The sequence below is a fragment of the Antarcticirhabdus aurantiaca genome (assembly GCF_009765365.1).
Lineage (GTDB): Bacteria > Pseudomonadota > Alphaproteobacteria > Rhizobiales > Rhizobiaceae > Antarcticirhabdus > Antarcticirhabdus aurantiaca.
This window is the reverse complement of sequence record NZ_VTOM01000032.1, coordinates 1-15,546: the sequence shown is the minus strand read 5'-3', so window position 1 is coordinate 15,546 and position 15,546 is coordinate 1. Positions and strand designations below refer to the sequence as shown.

Below are 15,546 nucleotides of genomic sequence, written 5' to 3'. Positions count from 1 at the left end.
CCTGATGGATCACCGCATTCTCATCGGCGCACCCAACCGGTTGGATGGGGCGGCGCTTTCTGGCGGATCGTGGGCGGCGGGCATGCCGCTCTCGAACCTGAAGACGCGCGAGTTCTCGCGCCGCGCGCGCTCGACCGACACGACACCGGCAGCTGCCACCTTCACGCTGGACTTCGGTAAGCCGCGCGAACTGCGCATCCTGGCGCTGATCGCTCACAACTGCAGCCTGACGGCCAAGGTCCGCTACGAAGTCTCCGAGGCGTCGAACTTCTCGACCCGCCTCTATGACGTCACCGTGGACGTCTGGGGCGGTTTCCCGACCGCGCCTTGGGACATCAACGCGCTGGAGTGGGAGAACGATAACTTCTGGCTCGGCACCTACGACCAGGAAGACCTGGAGGGCTTTACGCCTACCTCGTCGCACATCATGCCCGCCGAGATAACCGGTCGCTACCTGCGCGTCACGATCCTGGATGAGCTGAACGACGACGACTTTGTCGAGGTCGGCCGCGTGTTCGCCGGTCCGGCCGTCAGCCCTACGATCAACTACGCCTGGGGCGGAACGCTCGGCTACGAGATCGCGACCGCTGTCGAGCAGTCCCTCGGGGGCAACGAGTTCTTCGACGTGCGCGAGCCCGTGCGGATCTTCCGCTTTGCCCTGCAGCACCTGACGGACGACGAGGGCTTCGGCATCTTCCTGGAGCTTGTGCGGCGCTACGGCGTCCACGGCGAGGTCTTCATCGTCCCCGAACCGCTCGACGCCTTCAACGGCATCCGCCGCAACTTCCTCGGCCGCATGCGCCAGCCCGGCGCTCTTGAGCAGGTCGGCTGGATGAACGGCGGCTCGGCTCATTCCATCGCATTCGAGATCAAGGAACTCCGCTGATGGCGACGAAGCCTCAAGCGTCGGTCGACCGCGTCCGTGCGTCGAACGGCAACGCCTACAACGCCACCACCAACCCCGGCGGCCTTGCACAGGGCGGGCATCGCCCGAACTTCGTGCCGGACCTCAACGCTGTCGCCGACATCGGCGAGTGGACGGCGGATCTGGCGGAAGAGGCCGCTGGCAGCGCAGGCGCGGCGGCGGGCAGCGCCACGGCTGCGGCGGGGAGCGCGGGGGCAGCGAGCACGAGCGCTGGCGCAGCTGCAGGAAGCGTTCAAGCCGCTGCCGATCAGGTCGCCCTTGCCGCCGCCCAAGCCCAGCGCCTCGCCGGCACCTCCACCACGTCGAACACCTCGACCGTCGCCAGCAAGACCTTCACGACGCAGGCGGACAAGGCCTTCGAGGTCGGCTCGTTTGTCATGATCCAGTCGCGGGGCACGCTGAACCGCTGGATGTTCGGCCGCGTCACCGCCTATTCCGGCACGAGCCTGACGGTCGCCGTCGAGGCGATCGGCACCACCACGTCGGCCGGGACGGACTGGGACATCCGCGTTGCGGGCGCACGTGGCGCACAGGGTGATCAGGGGCCGCAGGGCACGAACCGCATCATCCCCGAGGCTCGCACGTCGAACACGGCCCTGACGGTTGTCGACAATGCCAAATTTCTCGACTGCACCGGCACCTTCACGCAGACCTTCGTTGCCGCTGCGACGCTGGGCGCCGGCTGGCAGGCGACGATCCATAGCAATACCGGCACCATCACGCTCGACCCGAATGGGTCGGAGCAGATCGACGGCGCAACGACGTTGGCGGTCGGCCCTGGCGAAACGCGTCAGGTCATCTGTACGGGGACGGCGTTCATCACGGTCCTGGTGGACGCGCCGGTGCCTGCCGCCGGCCTCGTCTTCATCTCGCAGCAGACGGTTTCGTCGGCTGTGGCGAGCGTTTCTTTCGTTGGCATAACCAACGCCTATGATGAGTATTTGATCGAATTTCAGAATGTCGTTCCGACAACCGACGTTACCTTCTTTAGAGCGCAAACATCGTCCAACGGGGGGGCGGGCTACGATCAAGCGGCTGGCGACTACTTCAACCAGCAAACGAACCTAGAAGGTAGTGTTTCCGCCAACCGCTTTGTAGCGGAGGCGTTTTACATAGCAACCGGCATTGGATTGAGTAACGTCGCTTTGTATGGCGGAGTTTCGGGGCGTCTGAGGTTGATCCGTCCATCGTCAACATCCGAGTATACTCACATGAATGCGGAGCTACAGCACGTGCCGCAAAACAATCTCGGCGCCGTCAGTGGAGCCATTTTAAAGAGCGTCAGATGCGTCGCGGCCAAGGTCGATGCAATCCGCTTCTTCATGTCGTCCGGAACTATCGCCTCCGGCACCTTCAAGCTCTACGGTCTGAGGAAGTCGTGATGGCCCGCCCGAACAATCTGGTTGATGGCGCGGTTGTCCCTCTGACCGATGCCGAATGGGCGGAGTACCAGGAGCGGCAGAATGCGCCGCCCGCGCCCACCGCGCCTCTCGGCCCGATCTCCGACCGCCAGTTCTTCCAGGCGCTCGCGCTCGCTCCCTACAGCATCATCACCCCGCAGGAAGCCCTCGACGCCGTGAAGACGGGCGAGATCCCGCAGGTGATGCAGGCGGTGATCGACCAGCTTCCGGCTGATCGCCAGTTCGCCGCCACCATGCTCATCGCGGGCGGTACTGAGTTCGTCCGCGACAACGATCTCGTGTCGGTCTTCGGCGCCAGCCAGGGCATGAACGCCGCGCAGATCGACGACTTCTGGCGCTTCGCACAGGGGCTCTGACGATGCACAATCCCGCCGGCTACTCGTCGCTGCGCAGGATCGGCGACTTCAAGCATTCCGCCCGCGCGTCCGATCACGACGGCTGGATCCTCTGCGACGGCCGCACGATCAAGAAGACGGCCTATCCCCGCATCTTCCAGGCGCTCGGCATCGCGGACGCCAGCCTGACGCTGCCCGACGCCAAGGACTGCCTCATGCTCGGCGCCGGTGGTCGGCTGAAGGTGCTGGAGCGGGGCGGGGCGAACACGATCACTCTGACGGTCGACAACCTGCCGGAGCACGATCACGGCTACACGGACTCGACGGCTTCGGCGACGGCGGGGAAGGCGTCGGTGCTCACGAGCCTCCTGGCGGTCCTGTCCGGCCTCACTACATCGGATGTGGCCAAGCGCACCGGCAAAGCCGGCAAAGCGAGCCCCGCTCCGGTGAAGGTCGAGCCGCTCGCGATCGGCGCCAACGTGTTCATCTACGTCGGCGAGCCGGTGGCGTGAACCCCATCGATCACTGCACCGGCTGGTGGGAGGGCACCTGGTCGAACTGCTGACGCAGCGGCTGTTCTATCTATGTTCGCGACATGCTAGAAAAGGCGAGGCCGAGCAGGTGCTTGCAACACCGCCCGGCCTCTAACCAAGCCCGAACGTAGGAGGTTCGAGTGGCTAGCATACGCATATGCAGCGTCGAAGGGTGCTGCAACCCGGTCATCGGCCGAGGCTATTGCGAACGGCATTACAGGCGCTTCCGCCGGCATGGGCACCCTGAAGGCGGAGGGACAGCTCGTGGAGAGCCCCGCCGATGGATCGAAGCGAACGTCCAGCACGATGGCGACGAATGCCTGCTTTGGCCCTTCGCCCGCATGGGCGGGGGTTATGGGCACCTAGTGCATGAGGGTAGGTTCATCCCCGCTCACCGCCTCATGTGCAGTTCGGCCCATGGCCAGCCCGCAGATGAGACTTACGAAGCCGCTCATTCGTGTGGCAACGCGGCTTGCGTCAACCCTCGCCATCTCCGATGGGCAACGCCGCTAGAGAACAATGCCGACAAAGTTGAGCACGGCACGCAGCTGCATGGTGAGGCCATCCACAACACCTTCCTCACCGTTCGCGAGGTTGAGGCGATCAGGCATCTTGCGGCATCCGGGGTGGTGCAACGGCGAATAGCAGAAGCCTTCAACATTACCCCGCAACGCGTGAACGAGATCGTCAAGGGGAAGACCTGGAAACATGCCCCTGGACCCGTTGGCTGATCACTGCACGCTTTGGCCCGATGTAATCGGAAGCGCAGACCTTCGGGCCTGCTGCTTCCTCCACGACAGCATGTATGCCGACCAGTTCGTCTCCAAGCTCGAAGCCGACGTCGACCTCGTGCGCTGCGTCGCCGAGGCCGCCGGCTGGCCGATGGCGCTCCTGATGGGCGCCGGCGTGATCCTCTTCGGCCTGCCCTTCTGGATCAGGGCGCAGATGAAGCGGAAGCGCTGATCCACAAGCCTTCCACTGCTCACACACAGCCTTTCCACCGCCCGGCCATCACGCCGGGCTTTTTCATGTCCGCCACCAGGAGAGCCCCACGATGGCCTTGTCGCCCGCCCGTCTTCTCGCCAACCGACGCAGCCTCGCCGCGGCGATCGGCGCCGGCATCATCTCGCCCGGCGCCTTGTCGATCTCCGGTTCACCGTCGGCGGCCGTCCTTGGCTCGGCCTACTCCTTCGTGCCGACGATCCGAGGCGGGACCGCGCCCTACAGCGTGGCGGTGACGGGCCTGGCGCAGGGCCTCTCGGCGAACTCAGCCACCGGCGCCATCACGGGCACGCCGACCGGCAGTCCATCGACCCTCTCGCTGACGTTCACCGTCACGGACGCCAAGGGCGCGACGGCAACCATGACCCGCTCCCTGGTGATCGCCGCCGCCGTCGCCCCGCTGGCGATCTCCGGCGCGCCTGCGAGCGCGACCGTCGGCGGGGCTTACTCGTTCACCCCTTCCGTGACCGGCGGGCAGGGTGCGCGATCCTTCAGCCTGTCCGGCTCGCTGCCGGCTGGCCTGTCCTTCTCGTCCTCGACCGGCGCGATCACCGGCACGCCGACCACGGCGGGCACGACGAGCGGCCTCGCCATCACCGTCACGGATGACAGCGGATCGGCGACGCTCCCGGGCCTCGCGATCACTGTGGCGGCTGCGGCTCAGACCCTCCAGGCCCTGACGCTCTCCGTCACCTCCGCCACGGTCGGCTCGCCCTTCACGGCCGAGATCATCGGAAAGACGGCGGGTTCGACGGTTGACCTCACCGGCCCCGGCGCCGCGGGCCTGTCGCGCTCCGGCACGACCGTCTCCGGCACGCCCACGACGGCAGGCGCGGTCAACCTCGTGGAGACGCTGGCCGGCGCGACAAACAGCCCGCGCACGTCGAGCGGGGTGCTGACGGTGGCGGCTGCGGTCAACGATCTCTTGGCTCCCCTTGCCGTCCATATCGACGCCGACATCGACACCATTGGCGAGCGCGACGACATCTCCGCGCAGGCTCTTTGGATGGCCACGCAGGAGCACTTCAACATCGTTGGCCTCACGGCTTCCGCGCCAGACAGCACGACAGCCGAATACCTGAACTGCATCACGGCCTATGAGAAGGACTATCCCTCCCTTATCGCCGCGACACCCTATCCAGACCGCTTCAAGACGCCTGCGCAGTTCCGCGCCATGGTCGTCCAGGGCTCAAAGGTCGATGCTCCCGCCGCCGGTTATTGGACATCGGGTAATAGCGGCTATGCGGCTGCTCACGCTGCGGCGCAGTTGCTCATCGCCAACGCGCAGACATACGGCGATCCGAACAGCACCAACCCGCGTAAGAAGCTTTGGGTCGCGATCCAGGGTGGGTACACGACGCTCGCGCAAGCGGCCTACGAAGCTGTCGAACTCGGCGCTCTGCCTGACTTCTTCAAGCGCATCCGCATCATTGGGCAGCCGAACTACAACAGCTTCTACACGAAGAACGCCTACAACTACCTGATGGCCCGCATCTGGCCTGCGGCTGGAACCCCCGGCATCTTCGGCGATGCGTGGCATATCGGCGGCTATTTCCAGTGGCACGCGTTCAACCGCGATAATGGCGGCTCTGACACCGTGGCATGGAACGACATGACCACTCGCGGCGCGATGGGGCAGCACCTCGCAGATACATTGACCCGGCCAATGGGTGGTTTCTCAACGCCGCACTTTCGCGCTGGCGATGGCGGCGCGTGGCTCTGGCTTCTGTCTGCCAAGGTCTCGGACAACTTCGATCCGACCAACGCTCAGAACTGGTGCGGTCGCTACTACACCTATGTCGGCGTCGACCCGTTCCCGTCACAGACATTCGGTTATGGCAACACGGTTCAGACTGAGGTTCAAAACCCCGAACAACCTACGTGGTCACCGACATGGTGGGGGCCGTCTACGGCTATCGACACGCAGGAGAAGGGCGAGCAATACGTCAATCTTGCGAAGTGGTATGAACTGGTTGTGCCGGTTATCGCTCGCTACAACGAGCCGACCGCCTCCATTCCAGACATCGACTTGGCGGGCACCCGCCCGACCGTCTTCGCCTTGGAAGCCCCGGCAAGCGCCACGGTTGGCTCGCCGGCAAACTTCCCGCTGACGGTCTTCGGCCCGGCTCCGTCTGTTAATGTGACCGTGACGTTTAGTGACGGCGGGACGACTGTTGTGCCGGCTGGAACCACGGGCACGATCAACGTGCCTCGCACGCCTACCAGCACCGCTGTTCTATCCCTCGCGATCACTGCGGTTTCAGCGGGTCGTTTCGTGGCTGGCGAAGTCAAGTCGATCAACCCGGCTCCTCCGGCTAACGCGGCATATTCGGACTACCTCGTTGCTGATTGGCGGATGGTCGGCAGTGGCGCAGATCAGACCGTTATCGACAGCTCAACGCACGGCATTAATGGCTATCTCGGGACGACGACCGGGGCCGAAACCGCTGATGCGCTCTGGACATCGACAGGTCTTCAGATCGCCGGTGGTGACCGAGTGACGATCCCTTACAATCCGCTGATGGAGACAGGCTCCGAGATCTTTTTCATCGGCGCCTTCATGGTGACATCTGGCAATACGGCCATCCGAACGATTGCCTCCCGTGATCAAGGCGTGACGGGCAAGCGCTCATGGATATTCCGCAAGGCGACGAGTGGGCGTCTGGACCTCTCTCTAATCGGGGGAGGTACGGTTTCAATGGATGCAGGCTCCGAACTTGATCTGGCGACTTGGTACATCGCCGGCTTCATGGTGAAGAACGGGACGGCAACGCTCATCATGGATGGCAAGTCTGATAAGACCCTGACCATCACGGGCGGCGTCATTCCGGCTTCAACCGCTGATCTTCTATTCGGGCTGCGCCTCAATTCTTCCAGCGCCGCAGCGGATCCGACCAACGAGGAGCTTGGCGTCTTCCGCATGTATTCCAAGGCGCCGAGCACCGAGGAACGGGCGGCTGTTATCTCCGAAATCAAGACCATCATGGCGGGGCGTGGGGTAACGATCTAATGCCACTTAACGAACTCGCCCCGCCGACCCTCGCACACCGGATCGAGTTCCGCGTCTGCTGGTCGGTCGGCTCCGCCTTCGACATCGCGGCGGGATGGCTTCTGCGACGATGCTTCCCCGCCTTCTGCTTCCCTGAGCCCGGCCGCCGCGCCGGGCTTTTTCATGGGCACCGCCATGACGATCCCGCCCATGCCGACCCTCTGGCCGCAGTCGAGCGGCCTCCTCTTCATCGGACCACAGGAGCCGACCATGGAACTCAGCAGCAAGGGCGCGGCCTTCATCCGCGTGCATGAAGGTTTCGTCCCGCGCTGGTATCGCGACCCGATCGGCGTGCCCACCATTGGCATCGGCTTCACCTGGGCGAGCGGCGCCTTCAAAGAATGGTGGGAGGCGAACCGCCCCGGCCAGCCCTTCGCCGCCGGTGCCACGATGACGCGCGACGAGGCGGAGAATGCCCTGCGCTTCGTGATCAACAAGGAGTACGGCGCGGCGGTCAACCGGTTCCTCGGCCGCGCGGTGCCGCAGCACGTCTTTGACGCCGCCGTCTCGGCCGTCTTCAACCTCGGCCCTGGCGCCCTGGAGTGGCGCTGGGCGCAGGCCATGAAGCGCGCCGACTACGAGGAGGCCGCCGACCTTCTCCGCACCACCGGCACCACGGCTCGGGGCAAGACGCTGCCTGGGCTCGTGCGGCGTCGGAAGGAGGAAGCCGCCCTCATGGCCCGCGGCGACTACGGGGAAGCCGAGGACGCTGCCGCTCCGGTCGTGGACGACGGCGTGCTGATGCGCGGCGAGCGCGGCGAGGAGGTGAAGGCGCTCCAGCGCGACCTTGCTGCGCTCGGGCACTACGCTGGCGCCGCGGACGGCATCTTCGGCCCCGGCACCGAGGCGGCGGTGATGGCCTTCCAGCGCGGCGCCAAGCTGTCGGACGACGGCCTGGCCGGGCCGAAGACGCAGGCGGCGATCCGCGAGGCCCGCGCTGACAAGCCCGCGAGCCCGGTTTCGGTCGGCGCAGCGGTCAAAGCCGATCTCGAGATCACGAACCCCGCGCACATCCGCCGGATCCAGACCATGCTCTACGACAAGGGCTACGTCATGGTCGGTCGCGCGGACGGGGACATCGGCCCGGCCACCCGAGACGCCATCACCGTCTTCCAGCGCCAGAACGGCTTGCCGATCAACGGGCGGATGACGGCCGCGCTGGAGGGACAGATCAAGGCCGCTCCTCAGCGCGAGGTGGCGCCGGCCCGCGCCAATGCGACGAAGGCCGACATCGCCGACGCGCCGACCGTCAAGCGCTCCGGCACGATCGAGAAGCTGGGCGGCGGAGCGATCCTGGCCGGCGGCAGCATGCTCGTCGAGCGGCTGACCAACGGCGAGCTCGGCGCCGACGACATCGACCGCGCTGTCAGTACGGTTGCCGCCGGGCGCCGGCTGATGGACGCGGTGTTCTCTTTCGGCCTGCCGGCGCTCGTCGTCGTGGGAGGCGGTCTGCTGATCTACTTCGGCCGCAGGATCATCGCCGAACAGCTCGCAAAGTTTCGAGCGGGCAACCACGTCTGATGATGGCCGTCCTCATCGTCGAGCCGATCCGGCACATCGCCCACAGCCTCAACATCAAGGCGCTGGAGTGGGTGATGAGCCTGGGCGCGGCGCTCTTCGGCTACGCCTTGCTTCAGCCGGGCAGCACGTTCGGGCTCTCGCCATCCTACGACGTCATCGCCGCGAGCCTGGCCTACATCCACGGCACCGAAGAGACGATGGGATGGAGCATCGTCATCCTCGCGATCATCCGCTTCGTCATCCTCGGCATCAACGGGCTTTGGAAGGCGTCGCCGTCCGCTCGATGCGGCATGTCGGCAGCCTATGCGCTGCTCTGGTTTTTCGTCTTCTTCGGCATGTGGAATGCGGTCGGCTTCGCGTCGACCGGGACAGGCATCTACCTCGCGCTGATGGTCGGAGAACTCATCAACATGGCCCGCACCGCCTACGAGTGGGGCCTTCTCCGAAAGACCGCAGCCGAGGACACAAGGCATGAACCCCATACCGGGCACTGAAGGGCATCCGCCGTGGATGCAACTCGTCGGCGCCCTGGCCTTCGTCGTCACCATGGGCATCCTTGCAGGGTGGTCGGCTTGGAAGGGACAGCAGAAGGGCAAGCAGACCGCGTCCGACGCTCAAAGCTCTGCCGAGACGCTGGCCCAGCGCGCGACCGCCGTCGTGGCGATGTCGCCGACTTCCGACAGGCTGACGCAGGATGCCTTGGTTCAGACGTTGAGCGCGATCCGAGAAACCCTGGTCCACAACAACGCTATGCTCGAGCGCATCGGCGACCTGTTGGAAGAGGATGTCCAGCGCGAGAAGGCGGAGGCGCAGAAGGAGGAGTTCATGCGCATCGTCCGCGACGAGCTCAGGCGCAACGCCGAAGCGCAAGGCGTGACCTTGGTCAGAGGCGGGGAGGGCGGGCCGCGCGATCGCTGATCGTGCTACACCCGCCCCGTCTCACAGCGATCTTCGTCCGACGCCGAGATAGAGGCCCCGTCGCATCATCCCCGATGCGGCGGGGCTTTTCGTCGTTCAGGTCCAGGCAAGTACGCCACGGCAGTCTATCGCTGCGGGTGCCCTTGAGGGAATTCGCCGCCCGCAAACACGCCCGCTCCTTTCGCACGAGGAGCGGGCTTTTTCGTTCGTGACACGCCCTGCCGCTGCTCTTAAGCTGTCGATGTGGGACGGGTTGGCTCCGATCTTCGCGTCCCACCCGAAGCCCGCCCTATCGTTCCCCGATTGGCGGGCTTCGTCGTTTCAGGCGCCCCTCACTGCCGCTTGAACTGCAAGCGCCTCTGCCCGCGCACCTCCGGGGCTTCCGGCCTGGGCTTCTCGCCCATCAGCCACGCATCGACCATAAGCTCGATCGCCCTCGGTACCCGCCTGTTGCCGTAGATGATGCGCTCGATGAAGGCGGGCTCAACGTCGAAGAGGGCGGCGAGCTGTCGGTCGGTGAGCCAGAGCGTCTTGAGGAAGCGCTGGAGATCGCGTCCGATCATCGGGCCGCTGATCGGGATGTCCTCGACCTTCATCGAAACATCCAGGGCAGGTTGGCGCGACACCACGCGAGATCGGCCCGCTCGCCCTCCTGGTCGCTGCGCTGGACGACATGCGCCCCAGTCCGAAGCTCGAACACGCCTTCGGGCCAGCGGGCCTTTGCAGCCTCGTAGGCCTCGCGCGCTTCGACCAGACGCTCGTGCTCGCTCACCATCTCATCGCGCGATCCGACCCAGATGCGCCAGACCCGGCAGCCCTTCTTGTCCTGCCGGTTGATGTCTCGAAGTCCCATCGCCTGCCTCCGCTGCCGTGAACGAAGGTAGAACAGATGGCATGAGTCGGGCTGGAGAGGCTAGCCTTTCCAGCTATGAGCAGAGGCGGGGAGGGTCAGGCTGCCGCGATGCCCTTGGTCTCGGGCAGAGGGTCTTCGGCGAGGGCGGCGTCGATCATTGTCGTGAAGCTGCTCGTTGCGGTTGCCTGATCCGCTAGATAGGCAGCACGTTTCGCAGAGCCTGCGGTCTCGATCTGTCCCCAACAATGCCCAGGCCACGGCTTGACTGCCTCGACAATTGCCGGCGTTGGATCGCGCATGGCAGCGATGGCAGCGCGAGCGTCGGACAGATAGGGTTTGCGGTGGGCGCCGTCTCGACGCGCCCACGGGATGCACCCGGCGCCGTTACGGCCCTCATAGATCGCCCGCGCCACCCGCTCCACCATTGTCGTCTTGGCGATGGTCGGCATCGCGGCAGCCTTCTCCTTCTGTGTCTCAGACATGAGCAGGACCCCGCTCGATCGCATAGCGGCCTTTGTTCGTGATGACGTAGACGGCGGGCTTCTCCGCATCGATCTTCTCGATGAAGCCGGTCTCGTAAAGCCCCTTGATCGTCCAGGTGCGGAAGAGAGCCATCTGGCTCCGGGAACTACCCCAGCCGCATTCCCGGGCGATGGTGCCGGCTGTGAAGCCTCCGCCCTGAGCCGCCAGAAAGCGAAGGGTGGCGACCTCGAACCTGTCGAGGGCTCGTGTCTCAGACATGATCGGTCTCCGATGAAGAATGGGCTGCCGCAACGCTGTCACAGCCTTCTGCGGGGAGGGTGGAGCGCTGCGCCTCATAGAGCGCAAGAAGCCGAGGACGGTCATTCACCCGAGCCAGATAGGTTTCGCGGGACATGTAGAACCGCCTTTCGTCGCCCTCTTCGCCGAGGTGGTAGCCATGGCTCAGCCCTGCCAGGAAACCCTTGTCGAAGTCAGGGTGAATGATCGGGCTCCATGAGACGTGTCCAGCCACCCGCTCCTGCGCCTCCTCCGCCACCCACTCAACGATGTGCCGGAGCGTCTTGGCGATGGCGTCGTGGAGCTTCAGCGTCTCTTCGTGGCTCTGCCTGTCGTCGCGCAAGGCTTCGCAAGCGATGAGGTCGCCGATGATCTCCTGCGACCAATCGGCGATCTGGTCCTCGTCAACCGCGCTCATCGCTCATCTCCTCCGCCGGATCGGCCAGCATCTCCTTCATGATCTCCTCGAAACGGTCGAGCATCCGAATTGCCTGGACCCGCGCCTCGGCCTTCGCGAACGCACGCTTGTACATGTCACCGGGGGCGGGCGGCCCTTGCTTCATCTGCTCCGCGAAGGCGTCGTAGAAGTCGACGCCCATGCGGATCGAGACGATGGGCTCTTCGCTCATGTGCCGAGGTTCATGGCCGGCGATAGCGTAGACAACCATGCGCCCAGCTACGTCGTATCCCACCCATGCTCGGCGCAGCATGGCTTCGTCACGGATGATCGGCAGGTCTGCGAAGCCGGCGAGATCCACGCCATTCATTCCTCGTACTCCTGCCATTCCGAGCGGACAGGCTGGACGACGAGGGCGCTGCGGTCGTCCTGATTTGACACTCCGCCCCAGAACGCATCACCGCCCTCCAAGAAGGCGTCGTCGCCGTAATCCGTCTTGATGCAGACCGTCTCGCCCTCGAAGACGAAGAGGCCCGGTCGGCACTCGCCGAGTAGGCAAGGCCAGCCATCGGGCACTAGAACCAACCGCTTCATGCTGCTTCTCCCGGCTCGTAGCCGCGTCCGTAGCGCGTCAGGAACATGTTTGGCTGCTGCATGGCCCGGCACCAGCAGCGCCAGAGGTAGCCGCCGGCATCCTCATCGGCTTGGCCGAAGCGGACCTCTTCGTAGAAGCGGCGCCGGAAGCCATCATCGATCGGCGGCAGAAGAACGACCGCGAGCGCCGCGTTGATGCGGGCCTCGTCGCGGCGCGCCTTCCGATCCAAGAGGCCCGGCTTCCATCGAGCCGGCCACGGCCAGTCGTAGACCAGCCCACCGAATGCAGCCTCCAGGACGGCGAGGAGGTCTTCGCTGTTGTCGGGCTCACGCATCGCGGCAGCCTTCTTATCCATGGGTGGTCTCCATCGCGTCCAAGACGCCTTCGGCAAGGCGCAGCCACTTCTTCTTCGCCGCCTTCGGTGTCTCCGCCCACGGCGTCAGGTTCTTGCCGGCCTGGGTGGTCTCGCGCAGGAAGCGGGCGCCAGCGTCGATCTTCTCGTCTCGCGTCTTATCCATGGGTGGTCTCCGATGAAGAATGGGCTGCCGCGACGCTATCACCGCCTTCTGCGGGGAGGGTGGGGATCATGCTAGCCCTCAATCGCAGCTGTTGGAGCGATGGCCGCGAGCGATCCACCGGCCATCACCAAGATCGGTCGGCGCCAGATACGGATGCGGCCTGCCCTGTGGCGTCAGCTTCCCCGGCGGCCAATTGAACCAAGTGCCGTAACCAGGCGTCGGGAACTGTCCGTGGATGCGGGCTATGGCCTGCGTGACGGCTTCCAGATCGCCTTCGACCTCGTAGTTGGTTCCGCCATAGCCGCCGGGCTCGCAGGTTTCTCGAACGACCGCTTCACGCTCGCTCTCGACCTCAAGCCGTTCAAGCGCTTGATCGCAGGCGGCATAAGCGCCGCACATGCACACAACGATGCCCCGAAGGCGATCAGACGGGCCAAGAGAAGCCACAGGACAGCCGACCTCATGGTCTGCCTTCAGGTAAAGCTCTCGCCTGACACGATCCCGCTCGCTCTCGGCCTGCGTGCCCCCGAAGTCCTCGCTAGGGCAGGCTGCCGCCGCGCGCTTCGAAGCAAGCCGAGCCTCGCACCGCCTGCATCGATCGCAGATGAAGAGATCGACCCCCCAGCCGTAGGTGGGAAGCGTCCCGCAGAGAGACCGCTTGCCGCGCACCGGGGCGCTATCGGAGTGCGCCACTCCTTCCACGAAGTGCAGCTTCCAGCTGCTTCGCCCACCATGGAAACCGGCGGAGCGGGCGCGCGGGTTCACCTCTGTCGTCATCCAGGCGCCAGTCTCTTCTCCCCGCTGGGGAAGCGGCTCGCGAGACCCGACGATGCGGAGGGCAGTCATGCTGCACCTCCGTTATCTCGCACATAGCCCATCCGGCCCATGTGCTGGCCGCAAGCGGCGCAGCGCATCAAAGGGAACCCGCCGGGCTGATCCTCCGTCAGCGTGAACGTCTTGTTCCGGCAGTGACCGCAAGCGATCAGGGCCATCATGTCGTCGGCCATGTGCGGGCTGCGGAACTTGAGGTGGACGAGGTTGTCACCCATGTCCGACCTCCCTCTGCCCGATCCCGAGGTCTTCGCGGCAGCCTCCTTCATCCCTCTGCCCGATCCCGAGAGGACGGGCTGCCGCAATCCCATCAGAGGCTTCTGCGGGGAGGGTATCAATGTTCGCCTTCACCGCATCGAAGGTGACGGCGACGACCCACGGGTTCGCGTCCCAGCCGAAGCCGCGCTTCGCGTTCAGCCCCTCCCACAGTTCGGAGAAGCCCTCGCGGTAGTGCCCATTCAGCGACGGGTCGTAGGGACGGTCACGGTGCAGCTTGGTCGTGCTCGAATACTGGCCGGCGCCCTCGGCGATCGCGTCGGCTTCACCGATGTCCTGCAGGCGCTCGACGCGCACGTCGGTGACGATCAGCGTGAGGCGGGAGCACCGCCGGGGCATGTGGATGCTCGGCTTCCAGGCCCCGTCGCACTCGCCATCATCAGAGGCTCGATACCAGACCTCGCCACCATCATCCCGAGCGTCGTAGCCGCCGAGCGCTGCCCAGCACCACGTCTCACGGACCCAAAGTCGGTCTCCTTTCGCGAAGGCCGGCTTGATCGCGTACCGCTGGCCGTATTCGTCGACAGGCCAGCGGCGCAACGCGAGTTGACCGCTCGCGTCGGTTTCGGTCCACCACCAGAGGCCGGCCGGCACCCATTCCTGACGCATGTTGAACCGCTGCACCTCTTCGCAGTGGTTCACCCAATCGGGCGGCGCCGGCTTGAACAGTCGCCGCGTCTGGGTCTTTCGGCCACCGAGGATGGCCCGCACCATGGGACCGCTGAAGAGGATCGGACGATCAGCCATGATCCATCTCCCTCTGCCCGATCCCGAGAGGACGGGCTGCCGCAATCCCATCAGAGGCTTCTGCGGGGAGGGGCCTGCCTTCCGCCTTCCTGATGGCGGCCACAGCCTTGTCCATCTGCTTCGACATGGCGCGCCGCAGTTCCAACGGCTCGGCGTTGTTCATGCCGAACACGTAGACGACGCTCAGGAGGGCATCGAGGAGATCGGGCGCGGCGGCGATGAGAAGGGCGTTAGCGTTTGGAGACCCTGCTGAGCGGCCATCCTCCCAGCCAGCCTGCCGATGGTCTTTCCACTTCTCGCCTTGACCTTCATGCAAGACGCAGATCGTGTTCCAGCTATCGCCGGTCAGCACCTGCAAGCCGAACGAGGAGGCTAGCCACGGGCCAGGCGTGTGCTCAGCCATGTCCAACCTCTCTCTGCATCGCCTCTTCAGCCTCAATGCCGTAGGTGACGAAATCGCGGGCAGCATCTGTTGGCTTATAGGCGTCACCGAATGCGTCGGGGCTCGCGGCCGCATAACCACGACGCACGAGAGACGCCATGCAGTGTCGGGCGGACGCAAACGACGGGAAGAAGCTGTCGCCGCAGAACGTGAAACCGCCCTGCACCATCTTGGCAATGGCTTGGCGCTCCAAGCAAGAGAGCTTAGCCACGGATCGCCCTCCCCAGCCCTGAACGAGCCGGGAGCGCCAGCAGCCAGCGAACGCCTGCGGAACGGCTGACAGTTTCCTGACAGATACGTCGGAACAGATCGTGATGTTTCGGTCTTGTTCTGGTGGCGAAACCCTTGTGTTGCAGGGCTTTCGCGTTCAGGCACTCCCTTGGTAAGGGAGAGGTCGAGAGTTCAATCCTCTCTCGCAGCACCA

General features: G+C 65.0%; 23 protein-coding genes and 1 pseudogene. 10 read left to right on the top strand and 14 right to left on the bottom strand.

What is annotated here, in order from left to right:
* Nucleotides 1–4: 4 nt before the first annotated feature.
* The 10 genes and pseudogenes from FZN60_RS26165 to FZN60_RS26120 all read left to right on the top strand — a co-directional run bounded on the left by FZN60_RS26165 (nucleotide 5) and on the right by FZN60_RS26120 (nucleotide 9,704).
* Nucleotides 5–886, top strand: a complete 882-nt coding sequence (locus FZN60_RS26165) for a hypothetical protein (protein ID WP_158876907.1) — start codon at nucleotides 5–7, stop codon at nucleotides 884–886.
* The gene (locus FZN60_RS26160; RefSeq protein ID WP_158876905.1) at nucleotides 886–2,307 is read left to right on the top strand and encodes a hypothetical protein; all 1,422 of its coding nucleotides are present in this window, start codon (nucleotides 886–888) and stop codon (nucleotides 2,305–2,307) included. The genes FZN60_RS26165 and FZN60_RS26160 overlap by 1 nt, the downstream gene beginning before the upstream one ends.
* Nucleotides 2,307–2,702, top strand: coding sequence for a hypothetical protein (locus FZN60_RS26155; RefSeq protein ID WP_158876903.1), 396 nt, complete (start codon nucleotides 2,307–2,309; stop codon nucleotides 2,700–2,702). The genes FZN60_RS26160 and FZN60_RS26155 overlap by 1 nt, the downstream gene beginning before the upstream one ends.
* Before the next feature lie 2 nt (nucleotides 2,703–2,704).
* The gene (locus FZN60_RS26150) at nucleotides 2,705–3,193 is read left to right on the top strand and encodes a tail fiber protein (RefSeq protein ID WP_158876901.1); all 489 of its coding nucleotides are present in this window, start codon (nucleotides 2,705–2,707) and stop codon (nucleotides 3,191–3,193) included.
* A 362-nt stretch (nucleotides 3,194–3,555) separates the two neighbouring features.
* Nucleotides 3,556–3,675, top strand: a pseudogene (locus FZN60_RS29355) (hypothetical protein); the annotation flags it as partial.
* 247 nt (nucleotides 3,676–3,922) lie between these two features.
* The gene (locus tag FZN60_RS26140; protein ID WP_158876897.1) at nucleotides 3,923–4,177 is read left to right on the top strand and encodes a hypothetical protein; all 255 of its coding nucleotides are present in this window, start codon (nucleotides 3,923–3,925) and stop codon (nucleotides 4,175–4,177) included.
* A gap of 91 nt (nucleotides 4,178–4,268) precedes the next feature.
* Entirely contained in the window at nucleotides 4,269–7,226 is a 2,958-nt protein-coding gene (locus tag FZN60_RS26135) for a putative Ig domain-containing protein (RefSeq protein ID WP_158876895.1), read from the top strand.
* A gap of 174 nt (nucleotides 7,227–7,400) precedes the next feature.
* Nucleotides 7,401–8,786, top strand: a complete 1,386-nt coding sequence (locus FZN60_RS26130; protein WP_210253433.1) for a peptidoglycan-binding protein — start codon at nucleotides 7,401–7,403, stop codon at nucleotides 8,784–8,786.
* The gene (locus FZN60_RS26125; protein ID WP_158876891.1) at nucleotides 8,786–9,280 is read left to right on the top strand and encodes a hypothetical protein; all 495 of its coding nucleotides are present in this window, start codon (nucleotides 8,786–8,788) and stop codon (nucleotides 9,278–9,280) included. Before FZN60_RS26130 ends, FZN60_RS26125 begins: the two co-directional genes overlap by 1 nt.
* Nucleotides 9,258–9,704 carry a hypothetical protein gene (locus tag FZN60_RS26120; protein ID WP_158876889.1) on the top strand — a complete coding sequence of 149 codons (447 nt, stop codon included), beginning with the start codon at nucleotides 9,258–9,260 and terminating at the stop codon, nucleotides 9,702–9,704. The genes FZN60_RS26125 and FZN60_RS26120 overlap by 23 nt, the downstream gene beginning before the upstream one ends.
* Before the next feature lie 332 nt (nucleotides 9,705–10,036).
* On the opposite strand, the gene FZN60_RS26115 is transcribed toward FZN60_RS26120, so the two are convergent.
* The 14 genes from FZN60_RS26115 to FZN60_RS26050 all read right to left on the bottom strand — a co-directional run bounded on the left by FZN60_RS26115 (nucleotide 10,037) and on the right by FZN60_RS26050 (nucleotide 15,333).
* Nucleotides 10,037–10,300, bottom strand: coding sequence for a hypothetical protein (locus FZN60_RS26115; RefSeq protein ID WP_158876887.1), 264 nt, complete (start codon nucleotides 10,298–10,300; stop codon nucleotides 10,037–10,039).
* Nucleotides 10,297–10,557, bottom strand: coding sequence for a hypothetical protein (locus FZN60_RS26110; protein WP_158876885.1), 261 nt, complete (start codon nucleotides 10,555–10,557; stop codon nucleotides 10,297–10,299). Before FZN60_RS26110 ends, FZN60_RS26115 begins: the two co-directional genes overlap by 4 nt.
* A 95-nt stretch (nucleotides 10,558–10,652) precedes the next feature.
* Entirely contained in the window at nucleotides 10,653–11,039 is a 387-nt protein-coding gene (locus FZN60_RS26105) for a hypothetical protein (protein ID WP_158876883.1), read from the bottom strand.
* On the bottom strand, nucleotides 11,032–11,298 hold the full coding sequence (locus FZN60_RS26100) for a hypothetical protein (RefSeq protein WP_158876881.1): 267 nt from the start codon (nucleotides 11,296–11,298) through the stop codon (nucleotides 11,032–11,034). The genes FZN60_RS26105 and FZN60_RS26100 overlap by 8 nt, the downstream gene beginning before the upstream one ends.
* Entirely contained in the window at nucleotides 11,291–11,734 is a 444-nt protein-coding gene (locus FZN60_RS26095; RefSeq protein ID WP_158876879.1) for a hypothetical protein, read from the bottom strand. Before FZN60_RS26095 ends, FZN60_RS26100 begins: the two co-directional genes overlap by 8 nt.
* Nucleotides 11,721–12,074, bottom strand: coding sequence for a hypothetical protein (locus tag FZN60_RS26090; protein ID WP_210253432.1), 354 nt, complete (start codon nucleotides 12,072–12,074; stop codon nucleotides 11,721–11,723). Before FZN60_RS26090 ends, FZN60_RS26095 begins: the two co-directional genes overlap by 14 nt.
* A 5-nt stretch (nucleotides 12,075–12,079) precedes the next feature.
* Nucleotides 12,080–12,307, bottom strand: coding sequence for a hypothetical protein (locus FZN60_RS26085; RefSeq protein WP_158876875.1), 228 nt, complete (start codon nucleotides 12,305–12,307; stop codon nucleotides 12,080–12,082).
* Nucleotides 12,304–12,663 carry a hypothetical protein gene (locus FZN60_RS26080; RefSeq protein ID WP_158876873.1) on the bottom strand — a complete coding sequence of 120 codons (360 nt, stop codon included), beginning with the start codon at nucleotides 12,661–12,663 and terminating at the stop codon, nucleotides 12,304–12,306. The genes FZN60_RS26085 and FZN60_RS26080 overlap by 4 nt, the downstream gene beginning before the upstream one ends.
* On the bottom strand, nucleotides 12,656–12,826 hold the full coding sequence (locus tag FZN60_RS26075) for a hypothetical protein (protein ID WP_158876871.1): 171 nt from the start codon (nucleotides 12,824–12,826) through the stop codon (nucleotides 12,656–12,658). Before FZN60_RS26075 ends, FZN60_RS26080 begins: the two co-directional genes overlap by 8 nt.
* 78 nt (nucleotides 12,827–12,904) lie before the next feature.
* Entirely contained in the window at nucleotides 12,905–13,672 is a 768-nt protein-coding gene (locus FZN60_RS26070; RefSeq protein WP_158876869.1) for a hypothetical protein, read from the bottom strand.
* A complete protein-coding gene (locus tag FZN60_RS26065; protein ID WP_158876867.1) occupies nucleotides 13,669–13,875 on the bottom strand; it encodes a hypothetical protein in 207 nt (68 codons plus the stop codon). The genes FZN60_RS26070 and FZN60_RS26065 overlap by 4 nt, the downstream gene beginning before the upstream one ends.
* Nucleotides 13,868–14,680: a hypothetical protein gene (locus FZN60_RS26060; RefSeq protein ID WP_158876865.1), complete on the bottom strand. Its 813-nt coding sequence runs from the start codon at nucleotides 14,678–14,680 to the stop codon at nucleotides 13,868–13,870. Before FZN60_RS26060 ends, FZN60_RS26065 begins: the two co-directional genes overlap by 8 nt.
* The gene (locus tag FZN60_RS26055) at nucleotides 14,673–15,083 is read right to left on the bottom strand and encodes an XkdD/Y8K6 family phage-associated protein (protein WP_158876863.1); all 411 of its coding nucleotides are present in this window, start codon (nucleotides 15,081–15,083) and stop codon (nucleotides 14,673–14,675) included. Before FZN60_RS26055 ends, FZN60_RS26060 begins: the two co-directional genes overlap by 8 nt.
* On the bottom strand, nucleotides 15,076–15,333 hold the full coding sequence (locus tag FZN60_RS26050; protein ID WP_158876861.1) for a hypothetical protein: 258 nt from the start codon (nucleotides 15,331–15,333) through the stop codon (nucleotides 15,076–15,078). Before FZN60_RS26050 ends, FZN60_RS26055 begins: the two co-directional genes overlap by 8 nt.
* Between the last annotated feature and the right edge of the window lie 213 nt (nucleotides 15,334–15,546).